Below are 13,904 nucleotides of genomic sequence, written 5' to 3'. Positions count from 1 at the left end.
CAAGCACTTAAAAGAAAGGAATGAAAATGAATCAGCAACAAAATGAAATTGGCATCAAATTTATAAGACTGTCAGAGGTATCGTTACTCACAGGACTAGGAAAAAGTACGATTCTCGCTTGGGAGGCTGGAGGAAAGTTTCCCGAGGCTACCCGACTCTCTGCAACGATGAGGGTATGGCTTAAGCAAGATATTACCAACTGGATACTTGAGAAGTCTCGTAGCAAATCCCAACTACGGGAGATCAAGAATGTATAGTCAACCTGAGATCAAGGCGGTGGGACTTGATACATTTCTGAAGCTCAGTCTGCCCAAAAAAGACAAAATAATGAGTCCCTGGCTAGATTCATCCAGCCTAAATATGATTCATGCTCCAAGAGGTATTGGTAAGACACATGTCGCAATAGGCATCGCCTATGCGCTCGCAACTGGGGGTGAATTTCTCTGCTGGAAGGTGCCCTCACCAAAGAAAGTACTCTATATAGACGGGGAGATGACTGCATCAGCAATGCAAGATCGTTTCAACAAAAAATTAAATGACGCGGTATTGCTCCAGTCAACCCTAACAAATCTTTCAATAATTACACCCGATTTACAGGAGCGTCTAATGCCTGATCTTGCCAGCGCGAAAGGCCAATTAGATATTTCAAAACATACTGATCTTGCCGATGTAATTATCGTTGATAACCTCTCTTGTCTAGTCCGCTCATCAGCCGATGAAAACTCAGCAGAATCCTGGAATACAGTACTTGAGTGGTCGTTAAAAATGAAGCGTGAACGCCGTGCGGTTATTTTTATTCACCACTCTGGAAAAAGCGGGCAACAAAGAGGAACATCTAGAAAGGAGGACTCCCTAGATGTGGTCATCAATCTCAGGAGGCCAGAAAATTACTGTCCAACCATGGGGGCTAGATTTGAGGTTCATTATGAGAAAAATCGGGAGTGGGCTGGTAAAGAGGCTAAACCTTTCGTGGCACAACTCACCCAGCTTGAATCTGGTGAATACCAATGGGTCACCAGCCCCTCGGAGAGCTCGACTCGCGACAGAGTGATTGAGGCCTATAAACGGGGATGCACAAATAATTCAGAAATTGCAAAAGAAATAGGTGTAGATAGGACGACTGTTTTCCGCCATGCACAAGATGCAAAGCATGCTGGTGAACTTTAATTCTAATTGTGTTGCATGTTGTATGCCTATACCAATGCAACATGCAACATTCCGAAAGGCCCTAAATGAAGTGTGTTGAATTTCATATACCTAATCGACCTAAAATAAAAAAAATAGATGCTAGAAAAGCAGAGGGTGCTCCTCCCCCTCCCCCCTGGGTGTTTCCAGTTGGGTACCCTGACTCAAATTTTTCTTGGAATTTCACACCCTTCCCATTGGCATTCAGCTTACTGCCTTCTAGAGCAATATCGGATAAAAGACTTTCAAGAAATGACTTGAGAGTTTTAGGCGCCCTTTGTTGCTACACAAGCCCAAAAGGTATCTGCTACCCAAATCAGGAGACCCTATATAAAAACATAGGCGTTGCGAGACCAAACATAAGTCGTGCCATTAAAAGGCTCACAAAATTTGGCTATATCAAGCATCTAATGCCGAAAGGCAAAAAATTGCCATTTGCATTTCGCAGAGGCAACCGATATCAAATTTTAATTAGGGGAGATGAAAAAATACCATCAGAAAAGGAGTCTTACTGCGTCAAGCAATTAAATGAGTTTCCTATTTGCTGACAATTTGTCATTGATGGTGACTTATAAGGACTACCATAACTGTTCAACATATTTTGAATAATCATTGTCCTCGAATATCTATCCTGAACCTCAACATTATGGTCATTCTGTATCCTAGCATTAAGGGCAGTCGTCTCAGCAGACCACTCCTTTCTAAAAGCAGATAAGTTTTCTTGTATAGCCTGATTTGCATCACCAATAGCAATAGATCCACTCATAAGTTTTGCGTAAATTGCGTCAGACCTCTGAAGGGAGGCCGCTTGTATATTTGCAAATGGGGGGTAAATTGCCTTCAAGGATTTAATTGATTCATTAAAACAAGGTTGCCTATTGACTAAAAATGCCGCCAACATCTTTTTATCTTCTACGCTAACTTTTTTGGTAGAACCTAGCAACTCAAATTTATTCTGGGCATCAGGATCGTTAAAGATAATATTGGCTCTCACATATTTAGCCTCCTGAGTATCCTCCACAACTTTAAAGCAAGCTTGTCCCTTTGACATAGAGTCGCTCAATAAAGTGTTGAGTCTTGCTGAATATTGATTGGCGGATGTATCGCGATTAGCGCACCCAAATAAAAGAGAAATACAAAAAATTACTGTAATTAATTTATTCATGTTAGAAATTAAGAATCGCAATCAAAGCGATCGATAGGCCTCAACATCCAGAATGTTTTAGCTTCTTGCTCTTCTATACCGGGTTGCGGCGGATAGCTACATGGAAACAACACATAGTCTGGATAGCCAGAAAGGGCAATTAATAGGATATGAGATCCGACAATATAGCTATAGCCAATAGCAAAAAAGAGTGGTATTTGAATTAGCTGACCCAGAGCACTCGTCAACTTCAGCCATCGTGAAATCTGCCTGGATGCAAAAATAGTAAAAACAAGGGTCAATAGAACTCCAATAATGCCGCTAGCCTTTAAGTAGGCCTGTATGAGGCCGTACCTAGAGATGAAGAAATAGGCAATTAGGCCAATGACAACAAAAGGCCCTACTACCTCACCTCGCCAAATCTTTTGAAAAATATCTTTAGTTATCAAAGTTAATATTCACCATATATTGTGAAGACATAATCTCACATTAAGGCGAAATTCCCAATATGTTGGGAAAGCGCAAAAATCCTCCAAATATTGCTTTTGGGATAGTTTTAAGAGGTCTGAGGCTCAAATCTGGTTTATCCCAGGAAAGTCTCGGCTTTGCCGCAGATCTTCAGCGCAATTACATCAGCCTTATGGAACTCGGCCAAAACCAACCGACCATAACCACCATCTTTAAATTAGCTACAGCCCTAAATATAAAGCCATCAGAATTAATGATTCTGGTTGAAAACGAGCTTAAATAAAAAATTTGCCTAGAATTTTGAAGGGCTCAAAAGTTGACATAACTGGAATATTAGAGCCAATACCCTGGGGTCTAAAGAGTTAGAATCTCTTTAAGAATCATAATTAAAGGTCGTAATGAACCGCCTCCTTCTGCTTTTAGTCGGGATTGCATCGAGTCCATTAATTTTGTACGGCTGCGCTAAGCCTAGCCCGCCAGTCACATATACTCAGACCGAACGACCTTCCAACCTAAGTCAAATGGAGGCATCAAGAAGTCGTCAAAATGAGAAAATTGACAAGGCGTACCAAAATCAAAAAAAATGTGTAAGTGATCTAAACGAGTCCCAGTTAGGCAAAGATGTAGCCAAGCAAACCTTAGTCCTAGGTGATGCCCAAAGTAATCGTTTCGACTTGGTAAAATCTAAGCTCAAGTTGAGCGCTGAGCAAAAAAATACGCTCATTAAATATCTAAATCAAAATATAGCTTGTAGAGAAATATTGCTTACAGGCCTGAGTGCTACTCCAATACTTGCTGAACAACAAAAAAGTAACTTAGCAATAGATCGAGTCTATGGCGCCCTAATTGGCCGTGAAATTACGATTGGCGATGGCAATCTCCTACTTCATCACCTACAAAAGGCAGAAAGTAGTGCATTTAATATTGCTTTGAATAAATATCGATTAGATCAGACTCAGGCAATTATCGATGAGCGCTCCAGAATTAGTAATACATCAGCCGCTAATTCCCTTTATGGTGATTCGACAACGGGGAATAGCCGCCTTTCGTCTGGCTCAGTAGATGAGTCCTATAGGTCACCCCAAAATCGCAATTCCAACTTTTCAGATCGCATAAATGAGGACATAAAGAAACAACAGTTAATTGATGAGACTAAACGCAAAATGCAAATGGAATTGGACTACGAAAAAAAGAGGCGAGAGCTTATTGACTTCAAGACAAAATCACGGCAATAGCCAAAAAGTTAAGTTTTTAGAGGCAATCTCCTGAAATATAAAATCTTAATCAAATTGATACCTAGAACTGGGGGGTATGGGGGGATATTTACATCGTAAGGTGGAGTAAAAATTATCGGGAACGGACAACCCAAACCTGTAGTAAAAGGCTTTAAAGAGGGAATATTTGAGGTAACAAAAGGAAAAAGAGCCGCGAGGGCTCTTTTTACTTGACAACGTGGCGGAAGAGGCGGGATTCGAACCCGCGGTAGGCTATTAACCTACGCACGCTTTCCAGGCGTGTGACTTAAACCGCTCATCCACCCTTCCGTACAGCCGTTGATTATACGTTTGCCGGAAGGGTTTGCCTCTAAAAGCGCAATGAGCTACTTAAACAGACTCTTTGAGTTGATCCAAGATCGCTGGATTTTCCAGTGTTGAGGTGTCTTGAGTTACTTCCTCGCCTTTTGCAATCACGCGTAGCAAGCGACGCATAATCTTGCCAGAGCGAGTCTTAGGCAAGTTATCACCAAAACGGACATCCTTCGGTTTAGCGATCGGACCGATCTCTTTGCCCACCCAGTTCCGCAACTCAGTAGCAATCCTCTTCGCTTCATCACCTGTTGGGCGTCCGCCCTTCAGGACTACGAATACGCAAATTGCTTCACCAGTCAATTCATCAGGACGACCCACAACTGCTGCTTCAGCAACCAAGGGATTGGCAACCAAGCAAGATTCGATTTCCATCGTACCCATGCGGTGACCAGAGACATTCAAGACGTCATCGATACGACCTGTAATCGTGAAATAGCCAGTATCTTTATTGCGGATTGCACCATCACCTGCCAGATACAAAGTACCACCCAACTCTTCTGGGAAGTAAGACTTCACGAAGCGATCGGGATCGCCCCAGATCGTACGAATCATTGAAGGCCATGGACGCTTCACAACCAAAATTCCACCTTGGCCATTGGGAACATCTGCACCGGCCTCATCCACAATCGCCGCCTGAATACCCGGCAATGGCAATGTGCAAGAACCTGGAATCATTGGAGTTGCACCTGGCAATGGTGAAATCATATGACCACCAGTTTCGGTTTGCCAGAAGGTATCTGCGATTGGGCAACGTGAGCCTCCCACATTTTCGTAGTACCAGATCCACGCTTCCGGATTAATCGGCTCACCGACTGAACCCAAGAGACGCAAGGAAGATAAGTTATAGCTCTTTGGATGCACTGCTTGATCATTACTAGATGCCTTGATCAATGAGCGAATCGCTGTTGGAGCGGTGTAGAAAATCGTGGCCTTATGTTTTTGAATCATGTCCCAAAAACGGCCCGCATTGGGATAAGTTGGAACACCCTCAAACACAATCTCCGTCGCGCCCACTGCGAGTGGGCCATAGGTAATATAGGAGTGACCTGTTACCCAGCCGATATCTGCGGTGCACCAGAAGACGTCAGTTGGCTTAATGTCAAAGGTCCACTTCATTGTGAGAATCGCCCACAAGAGGTAACCACCTGTAGAGTGTTGCACACCCTTAGGCTTGCCGGTTGAACCCGATGTATAAAGAATAAATAGTGGGTGTTCAGCACTGACCCACTCTGGCTCGCAAGTAGTGGCTTCATTGGCTACGATTTCTTGCATCCAAACATCACGGCCAGCCGTCATGGTGACATCACTGCCAGTACGCTTATTAACAATTACATGCTTCACATTAGGGCATTCGCCAGTGGACAGAGCCTCGTCACAAATGGCCTTTAAAGGTAATGATTTGCCGCCACGGAACTGTCCGTCTGCCGTAATCACTGCCACGGCACCAACGTCAATAATTCGATCACGAAGTGCTTGAGCAGAAAATCCACCAAACACAACAGAGTGAATTGCGCCGATACGAGCACAAGCTTGCATCGCAACAACGCCTTCGATAGTCATCGCCATATAAATGATGACGCGATCACCAGACTTGATACCCATTTTGCGAAGTGCATTTGCCATTTTGCAAACACGCTCAAGCAACTCTTGATAAGTTACGTTGGTAACGGATCCATCATCTGCTTCAAAAATAATCGCGGTCTTATTACCAAGGCCATTTTCAACCTGGCGATCTAAACAGTTATGGGAAGCATTAGTGGTGCCATCTTCAAACCACTTGTAGAAAGGCGCCTTAGATTCATCTAGAACTTTAGTAAAGGGCTTTTTCCAAAAGAGATTCTCTTTAGCAAGGCGACTCCAGAAACCGTCATAATCATTGTTAGCTTCAGCACAGAGCTTGTTGTAAGCATCCATTCCAGGAATAGCGGCGGACTTAATGAAGTCTGCTGGTGGGTTAAATACGCGGTTTTCTTGCATCAATGGTTCCATGCTTCACAGCCCTTCTAATCAATAATCAGTCGTTTTTTTCTGCAAAAATAGAGCAGAGTTAGGGAAACGCATCCCCAAGAGCTAATAAGATAAGTGAAAACACGCTAGATTTGCTCTATGGCAAACCCTTAAAATAGATTAAACCTTACATAATTAAGCTCAAAACCATGACAAATATCAAACAAAACGACCTCATTCAAAGCGTGGCAGATGCATTCCAATTCATCTCTTACTATCATCCCAAGGACTTCATCTCCGCTATGGGCAAGGCTTATGAGCTTGAGCAAGGTGCAGCGGCGAAGGATGCAATTGCCCAGATTTTGACCAATAGCCGGATGTGCGCAGAAGGTCACCGCCCCATGTGCCAGGACACCGGTATCGCAGTCGTTTTCCTCAAAATTGGTATGAATGTGCAGTGGGGCGATGCCACCATGAGCGTCACCGAGATGGTGAACGAAGGGGTTCGTCGGGCTTACATGAACCCAGATAACCCACTACGAGCATCTGTTTTGACTGATCCAGCGGGCAAGCGCAAAAATACAGGTGACAACACTCCGGCGGTTATTCATTACGAAATCGTCCCAGGCGATGATGTCGAAGTCATTTGCGCAGCCAAAGGTGGCGGCTCTGAGAACAAAGCCAAGATGGTCATGCTCAACCCTTCTGATTCGATCGTAGATTGGGTAGTCAAAACCGTCCCGACGATGGGTGCGGGCTGGTGCCCTCCCGGCATCTTAGGCATCGGTATTGGTGGAACCCCAGAGAAAGCCATGTTGATGGCTAAAGAATCTTTAATGGGTCCGGTAGATATTCAAGAATTAATCGCACGTGGTGCAAAGACTCGTGCTGAAGAGCTTCGCCTAGAGATCTACGATAAGGTAAATAAGCTCGGTATTGGGGCACAAGGCCTCGGTGGTCTAGCCACTGTGCTCGATATCAAAATCATGGAGTACCCAACGCATGCGGCTTCATTGCCAGTAGCAATGATTCCAAACTGCGCTGCAACCCGCCACGTACATTTCCACTTGCATGGTGATGGCCCAGCGATATTAGAAAAACCATCCTTATCTGATTGGCCAGATGTCACTTGGACTCCAGACACCAAAAAATCGAAGCGAGTGAACTTGGATGCTTTGACCGCTGAAGAAGTGGCCGGCTGGAAAGAAGGCGAAACACTGCTCCTCAACGGTAAGATTTTGACTGGTCGCGATGCGGCACATAAGCGCATTGCCGATATGCTCGCTAAAGGTGAAGAATTGCCGGTAAGCTTTAAAAACCGCGTGATCTATTACGTTGGCCCAGTAGATCCAGTGGGAAGCGAAGCAGTTGGTCCGGCAGGACCCACTACATCTACCCGCATGGATAAGTTCACTGAGATGATGCTGGCTCAAACTGGATTAATCTCCATGATTGGTAAAGCGGAACGAGGCCCTACTGCAATTGAAGCGATCAAAAAGCACAAGTCTGCTTACTTGATGGCTGTTGGTGGCGCTGCTTACTTAGTTTCTAAAGCCATTCAGACGGCCAAGGTAGTGGGCTTTGCTGACCTTGGCATGGAAGCGATTTATGAGTTTGATGTCAAAGACATGCCAGTAACGGTAGCGGTCAGTTCTGCCGGTATCTCTATGCATGAGACAGGCCCTAAAGAATGGCAAGCAAAGATTGCCGGCATTCCAGTCACGATTGCCTAAGTCTACTATTAACTCAGCCACTTCTAGTTAAGCGACCTTACTTGGCACTCATCGGAGTTTTTGATTCTGGCGTTGGAGGCTTATCCATTCTGGATGAGGCTTTACGCCAACTTCCTGAACATAACTATATCTATCTTGCCGACTCCATCAATGCTCCTTATGGAGAGAGATCTAGCGAGTGGATTGCTACGCGCAGTATGGAGCTGTGCCAATACTTAGCAGCGCAAGGTTGTGATGCCATTATGGTTGCCTGTAATACTGCCACCGCCGAGGCCATTGCAAATATTCGTCATGAGCTGAGTAATATTCCAATCATCGGTGTAGAGCCAGGCATCAAGCCTGCAGCAATGCAGTCAAGTAATGGCATTGTTGGCGTGCTCGCAACTGAGGCCACCCTCAATAGTGATAAGTTTAGCGCTCTGCTGGCTACCCTACCCAATTGTCAGTTTGTTAAACAAGCGGGGGCTGGCTTAGTTCCCCTGATTGAGGCGGGCCAGGCTAATTCTGAAGAGACTTTGGAGCTAATTGCCAAACATTTAGAACCCATTCAGGAAGCGGGAGCAGACACTCTGGTTCTAGGATGCACACACTACCCTTTCTTACGAAAAGCCATACGTAAATTATTAGGCGATTCCATTAACCTCATTGATACCAGCGAGGCAGTGGTACGCCAACTTAAACGAAAACTAGAGTCGCAGGATAAGCACTTAGATCATGAAGAATATGGTTTTATTAAATTCATCAGCAGTAAAGATGCGCAGAAATTACATCACATGGCGTGCGAGCTCATGCAATCAGACCTTGATGAACATAGCATTCAATCTCAGCTAGTGAGCTCATTTACATGAGTGCCTTTTTAAATCAAATGAATATACGTCTACCATTCGATAAGACCGAACGTATCATCATTGGTATTGTTGTTGCCTTGCATTTTTTATTTTTGATTGGCTTTCAAAGCGGCATGAAGCCGGACAACGATAGCAATCAAGATGATGCGCGAGTGATGGCCAATTTGGTAAGTCCAGAGGCCGCTAAACAGCCCCAGGCCGCCCCAGCTGCGCCTCCACCAAAACCCAAGCAAGAGCAGAAGAAAACTGTGGATGAAAAATCCACGCAGGCACCAACCCCACCCCAAAACCAACAACAGGCTCCAACACCGCCAACACCCCAGCAATCCAAAAGTGAATCGCAAGCTCCGAATGCTACGGTTGCACCAGCTACTACCTCTGGATCAAGTGGCACACCAATTCAGACTGACATTGGTAAACTAGTCGTTGTATATCAACCAGATGCAGATGCTTACTACCCTTCTTTTTCCAAAAGATCTGGAGAGCAAGGAGAAGTGGTGGTGAGACTGATTATTGATGAATCAGGTAGTGTTGAGGATGTTGCCTTATTACGTTCCAGCTCATTTCCAAGATTAGACAGAGCAGCAACGGAAATTGGCCGTCGTTATCGCTTTAAACCATTTTTAGTCAATGGTTCGCCCCAAAGAATTTCTACCAACCTTTTAATTAAATTTAATTTAAAGAATTAATATTATGAATACACCATTTGGCTTAGCAAATTTATGGCTTGAAGGCGATGCAGTTACACGCTTTGTGGCCATTGCACTCCTCATCTGCTCTATTGTGACCTGGGTAATTTTGCTATCCCGTTTTTGGGATCTGCGCAATCTACGCAAACTCAAACCTGAGCTTGATCTGTTTTGGCGCGCCACTTCCTATGATGAGGGTCTTAATGCATTTACCAGCCACGCAAGTAATCCTTACTATCAGATTGCTAAAGCCGCTAGTGGAGCCTCTACCCACCACCAAAGTCAATCGACCAATCATCGCGAACTATTGCAAACCCTAAACTACTCCGAGTGGATGGCAAGAAGTCTTAAGAACAGTATTGATGGTGTTGCCGCCCAACTCCAAAAGGGGATCACCTTCCTTGGCTCGACCGGCGCAACGGCACCGTTTATTGGCTTGTTTGGAACGGTATGGGGCATCTACCATGCTTTGATTGCAATTAGCAGCTCAGGTAGCGCGCAGATTGATCAAGTTGCTGGCCCAATTGGCGAAGCACTCATCATGACTGCTTTAGGTTTGGCTGTAGCGATTCCAGCAGTATTAGGCTTTAATGCAATTAATCGCGCCAATAAATTATTAGTTGCTGATCTCAATCGCTTTGGCAATGATCTCCTCGCTTACTTTGTAACCGGTGCCCGCGTAAAGTCCGGGGAATAAATATGTCCTTTAATCTTCAGAACGATCCAGAAGAAAGCGGCATCATGGCCGAAATCAACATGACTCCGATGGTGGATGTCATGTTGGTACTCCTGATTATCTTCATCATCACCCTACCAGTCATTCAGCAGGCGGTGAAGGTCGAGCTGCCGAAGGCGAATAGTGTGCGCAACGAAGTCAAACCAGAGTCAGTACAGCTCTCGATTGATGCTCAGGGCAAAATATTCTGGAATAGTACGCCAATTGATTTAAAGACTTTTGATGGCTATGCAGAAAAAGCTGCTCAGAAAGAACCCCAACCAGAAATCAATTTACGTGCCGATAAGTCGGTGAAGTATGAATATGTTGCTCAGGTATTAGCCGCATCCCGACGCGCTGGCTTAACCAAGCTGGGATTTGTGACCGAGCCCAATTAAGGCTTTGTAAAAGCAGTGCATTGCTCTTGATAAATCTTTTTACCCTCGCCTAGAGTTGCGGAGAGAATTCCACCTTTAACCGTCTGCACCTTTCTTAGTTGACCCGTTGGTCGATTAATTGCGATCATCGTGCTTACAGAACCAGCGCCATACTGGAAACCATCAAAACTTTCTGGGGGAAATTGTGATTCCATTGAAATGAGGACCGTGTATTCATCAATGAGAATGCTCTTGACAGTTTGCTGACCTAACTCGCTAACCCGGTCTAAATCTCGGTCATCGACGAAAACCTTAGCCTTCTGATTTTTTGAGGTTGTCATCACTTTGAGTTGATACGTTTCGGTGTAATTATTTTCCGAACGTTCACAAGTAAAAACCAGGGTATCGGCAGCCAAACTGGGGGCGGCACACAGAAGTAAGGAGATAAAGTAAAGGTATTTCAAGGATGCCTGATGTCAATCGATTGGTGCCCGAGGCCGGAATCGAACCGGCACGACTTTTTTGAGTCGGCAGATTTTAAATCTGCTGTGTCTACCGATTTCACCACTCGGGCTCGCACGAGCAATTAAGCCGTACTAAATAAATCAAGACAAGCAAAATTTTATCATGTGAGCGCTATCTGAGGCAGGAAGCCTGCTTTCATCAAGCCTGGGGTCAAGTTTAGACAAACCCACTAAACTATTCCCATGAAAATATCATCGCCAAACTCAGGTCTTAAATCTACCTTTAAGGGTATCTTTTGGCTCAGTTTTGCGGCCCTCATTTTGATCACCGCTGCTGGAATAATCTACCTACTCTCAGCTCAAACCAATCCTTCTGGCAAGCGAATCATTAAGTCCCTGGGGGATTCCGTTGCGATCTCCTTCGATGAGAGTGATATTCCCCATATTCAGGCAAAGAGCGCTTCAGATGCAATTTTTGCATTGGGTTATTTACATGCCAGTGAACGCTCTTGGCAAATGGAGATTAATCGCCGACTAGCTAGCGGAAGACTCTCCGAAATTCTCGGTAAAGAGACCCTCGCAATTGACCGCTTTATTCGGACGCTGGGTATTAAGCGCACCGCAGAAAAACAGTTTGATCGCTACCCTATTGCTACCAAGCGATTACTTCAGTCTTATGCAGATGGAGTTAACGCCGGCAATGCCCACTTAGGCTGGGCCCTGCCAGTTGAATACTTTTTAACTGGATCTAAACCAGGGCACTGGTCACCTACCGATAGCGTAGCGTGGATGCTGATGATGGCGCTTGATCTTGGTGGTAACTGGAAAAAAGAATTACAACGCCTTGAACTCTCGCAGTTTTTAACAACTCAGCAAGTGTGGGAAGTGATGCCGGCTTACACACCTGATGAACCTGTGAGTCATGTTGACTTTGCGAAAATGTATCGAGATCTCAATGTCTTTAATCCCAATCCACTTGTCAGAGACCAGAAGTCAAAGAAGTTACCTGCCACTGAATTAGCCATTAATGAAGTCCCAGGTGGCAAGGAAGGCATTGGATCTAATAACTGGGCGCTTAGTGGAAAACTGACGAGCTCTGGTAAGCCTTTGCTGGCAAACGACCCCCATCTAGGACTATCAGCACCGGCGATTTGGTATATGGCTCACTTAGATGCGCCAGGTCTTAATGTCATTGGTGCAACCCTCCCCGGCATTCCGGCGGTGGTACTAGGCAGGACCGATAAGTTTGCTTGGAGCTTTACCAATACCGGCCCTGATGTTCAGGATTTATATATTGAGGAGCTAGATCCAAAAAATCCCGAAGCATATCGAGGTCCTGAGGGACCGCTCCCTTTTAAAGTTCGCCAAGAAATTATCGACATCAAAGGCGAGCCTCCGCTGCGCTTTATAGTCAAAGAGACTCGACATGGTCCAGTGATTTCTGAATCGTATGCACGGGCCAAGCGGGCAATAGATACCGATCGCTTTGTTTTAGCTTTACACTGGACTGCGCTGGATGTTGAAAATCAATCGGTTGCTGGCTTAATGGATATGAATCACGCAAAAGATGTGGAGGCATTCAAGCAAGCACTACGCAAAAACTATGCGCCAATGCAAAACGTTGTGATAGCAGATGTAGATGGAAACATTTCCTTTCAGACAGCCGGTGTCGCACCCAAACGCACCTTACATCAGGGCTTATATGGAGTGGCGCCAGCATTGGGCTGGGAAAAGCAATATGACTGGACTGGATACGTCCCGTTTGAACAATTACCGAATAGTAGCAATCCTGACTCAAATTGGATTGCTACAGCCAACCAAAAAATAATTGCCAATAATGATCCAAATCCACTGACTGGCGACTGGGATCTACCCACCCGCTACGACAGAATTGTGGATCTCATTAAATCTAGACCAACACACGACTTTGCTTCCATGAAGGCAATGCAAGCAGATACCTTATCTTTAGGCGCTACGCCATTATTGGAATTATTTAAATCGGTGCAGTCAACACACCCACTAGCCCAACAAGCAATTGAGCTTAGTAAAAACTTCGATGGAGATATGAAAATCGATAGCGCTGGCGCACTGATATTCAATGCTTGGGCTGACCAACTCACACGCAAACTCTATTCGCGCTTAGGATATTTATTCACCGAGAATTACGGTGCGCGCAGTTTTAGACATTCATTGATATTGCAATTACAAAACCCTAATAGCCCTTGGTGTAACGACCCCAAAACTGAACAGATTGAGAGTTGTGCTGATACTTCGAATGCAGCGTTTGATAAAGCTCTTGAGCAACTGCGCTCCCAATTTGGCAGTAACCCTAAAAATTGGGTATGGGGTAACGCGCACATTGCAGTCTCCGAGCATCGCCCTTTGAGCAAGCTACCACTGCTTGGCAGTTTCTTTAATTTGATGCAGCCTTTTCCAGGCGATAGCTTTAGCATCAATGTGGGTCGCCTTGAACTTCTGAGGGCTGACAATCCTTTTGAAACTAAGCAGGCACCAAGCCTGCGAACACTATATGACCTATCGGATTTAGAGCAATCCCTCTTTATTTATCAATCTGGACAGTCTGGCTGGGTGCAGAACAAGCTTTACCGTAACATGAGTGGGCTTTGGGCTCGAAATGAATACCTCCCCCTACAAATGAAACCCCGGAAGGTCGGACGTCAACTAGATCTGGCTATTAAGGATAAATGAGTCGGGGGAGTTTAGAATAGTACGAAGAGTCCTCTC

At 45.0% G+C, this 13,904-nt stretch carries 15 protein-coding genes and 2 tRNA genes; 11 read left to right on the top strand and 6 right to left on the bottom strand.

Features of this window, described 5'->3' with window-relative positions; genetic code table 11:
• The first annotated feature begins 26 nt into the window (after window positions 1-26).
• From C2759_RS03690 to C2759_RS10640, 3 genes are all read left to right on the top strand, one after another.
• Entirely contained in the window at window positions 27-257 is a 231-nt protein-coding gene (locus C2759_RS03690) for an AlpA family transcriptional regulator (RefSeq protein ID WP_215356326.1), read from the top strand.
• Entirely contained in the window at window positions 250-1,167 is a 918-nt protein-coding gene (locus C2759_RS03685) for an AAA family ATPase (RefSeq protein WP_215356325.1), read from the top strand. Before C2759_RS03690 ends, C2759_RS03685 begins: the two co-directional genes overlap by 8 nt.
• Before the next feature lie 65 nt (window positions 1,168-1,232).
• Complete coding sequence (locus C2759_RS10640) at window positions 1,233-1,733, top strand: helix-turn-helix domain-containing protein (RefSeq protein WP_215356324.1); 501 nt, start codon at window positions 1,233-1,235, stop codon at window positions 1,731-1,733.
• On the opposite strand, the gene C2759_RS03675 is transcribed toward C2759_RS10640, so the two are convergent.
• Window positions 1,694-2,350, bottom strand: a complete 657-nt coding sequence (locus tag C2759_RS03675; RefSeq protein ID WP_215356323.1) for a hypothetical protein — start codon at window positions 2,348-2,350, stop codon at window positions 1,694-1,696. The genes C2759_RS10640 and C2759_RS03675 overlap by 40 nt on opposite strands.
• Window positions 2,351-2,358: 8 nt before the next feature.
• Window positions 2,359-2,778, bottom strand: a complete 420-nt coding sequence (locus tag C2759_RS03670; RefSeq protein WP_215356322.1) for a hypothetical protein — start codon at window positions 2,776-2,778, stop codon at window positions 2,359-2,361.
• A 59-nt stretch (window positions 2,779-2,837) separates the two neighbouring features.
• On the opposite strand from C2759_RS03670, the gene C2759_RS03665 reads away from it, so the two are divergent.
• Both C2759_RS03665 and C2759_RS03660 read left to right on the top strand, forming a co-directional pair.
• Entirely contained in the window at window positions 2,838-3,080 is a 243-nt protein-coding gene (locus C2759_RS03665) for a helix-turn-helix domain-containing protein (protein ID WP_215356321.1), read from the top strand.
• Between the two features lie 115 nt (window positions 3,081-3,195).
• Complete coding sequence (locus C2759_RS03660; RefSeq protein WP_215356320.1) at window positions 3,196-4,032, top strand: hypothetical protein; 837 nt, start codon at window positions 3,196-3,198, stop codon at window positions 4,030-4,032.
• 218 nt (window positions 4,033-4,250) lie between these two features.
• Here the strand turns inward: C2759_RS03660 and C2759_RS03655 are convergent.
• Both C2759_RS03655 and acs read right to left on the bottom strand, forming a co-directional pair.
• Window positions 4,251-4,341 (bottom strand) — tRNA-Ser (locus C2759_RS03655).
• 60 nt (window positions 4,342-4,401) lie between these two features.
• Window positions 4,402-6,375: an acetate--CoA ligase gene (gene acs, locus C2759_RS03650; protein ID WP_215356319.1), complete on the bottom strand. Its 1,974-nt coding sequence runs from the start codon at window positions 6,373-6,375 to the stop codon at window positions 4,402-4,404.
• Between the two features lie 167 nt (window positions 6,376-6,542).
• On the opposite strand from acs, the gene C2759_RS03645 reads away from it, so the two are divergent.
• The 5 genes from C2759_RS03645 to C2759_RS03625 are packed head-to-tail and all read left to right on the top strand — an operon-like array spanning window position 6,543 to window position 10,716.
• Complete coding sequence (locus tag C2759_RS03645) at window positions 6,543-8,066, top strand: fumarate hydratase (protein ID WP_215356318.1); 1,524 nt, start codon at window positions 6,543-6,545, stop codon at window positions 8,064-8,066.
• A 41-nt stretch (window positions 8,067-8,107) separates the two neighbouring features.
• The gene (gene murI, locus C2759_RS03640; protein WP_215356317.1) at window positions 8,108-8,914 is read left to right on the top strand and encodes a glutamate racemase; all 807 of its coding nucleotides are present in this window, start codon (window positions 8,108-8,110) and stop codon (window positions 8,912-8,914) included.
• On the top strand, window positions 8,911-9,603 hold the full coding sequence (locus C2759_RS03635; protein ID WP_215356316.1) for an energy transducer TonB: 693 nt from the start codon (window positions 8,911-8,913) through the stop codon (window positions 9,601-9,603). The genes murI and C2759_RS03635 overlap by 4 nt, the downstream gene beginning before the upstream one ends.
• 4 nt (window positions 9,604-9,607) lie before the next feature.
• Complete coding sequence (locus C2759_RS03630) at window positions 9,608-10,300, top strand: MotA/TolQ/ExbB proton channel family protein (RefSeq protein WP_215356315.1); 693 nt, start codon at window positions 9,608-9,610, stop codon at window positions 10,298-10,300.
• Between the two features lie 2 nt (window positions 10,301-10,302).
• On the top strand, window positions 10,303-10,716 hold the full coding sequence (locus C2759_RS03625) for a biopolymer transporter ExbD (protein WP_215356314.1): 414 nt from the start codon (window positions 10,303-10,305) through the stop codon (window positions 10,714-10,716).
• On the opposite strand, the gene C2759_RS03620 is transcribed toward C2759_RS03625, so the two are convergent.
• Both C2759_RS03620 and C2759_RS03615 read right to left on the bottom strand, forming a co-directional pair.
• A complete protein-coding gene (locus C2759_RS03620; RefSeq protein WP_215356313.1) occupies window positions 10,713-11,159 on the bottom strand; it encodes a hypothetical protein in 447 nt (148 codons plus the stop codon). The two genes, C2759_RS03625 and C2759_RS03620, sit on opposite strands and share 4 nt — an antisense overlap.
• Before the next feature lie 21 nt (window positions 11,160-11,180).
• Window positions 11,181-11,269 (bottom strand) — tRNA-Leu (locus tag C2759_RS03615).
• Window positions 11,270-11,402: 133 nt separating this feature from the next.
• On the opposite strand from C2759_RS03615, the gene C2759_RS03610 reads away from it, so the two are divergent.
• Window positions 11,403-13,868 (top strand): penicillin acylase family protein, encoded by a 2,466-nt coding sequence (locus C2759_RS03610; protein ID WP_215356312.1) that lies wholly within the window; start codon window positions 11,403-11,405, stop codon window positions 13,866-13,868.
• Window positions 13,869-13,904: the final 36 nt, after the last annotated feature.

Source organism: Polynucleobacter sp. MG-Unter2-18 (assembly GCF_018687675.1).
Taxonomy (GTDB): Bacteria; Pseudomonadota; Gammaproteobacteria; order Burkholderiales; family Burkholderiaceae; genus Polynucleobacter.
Note: the sequence above shows the minus strand (reverse complement) of the source record. Positions and strands in the feature narration are given on the sequence as shown.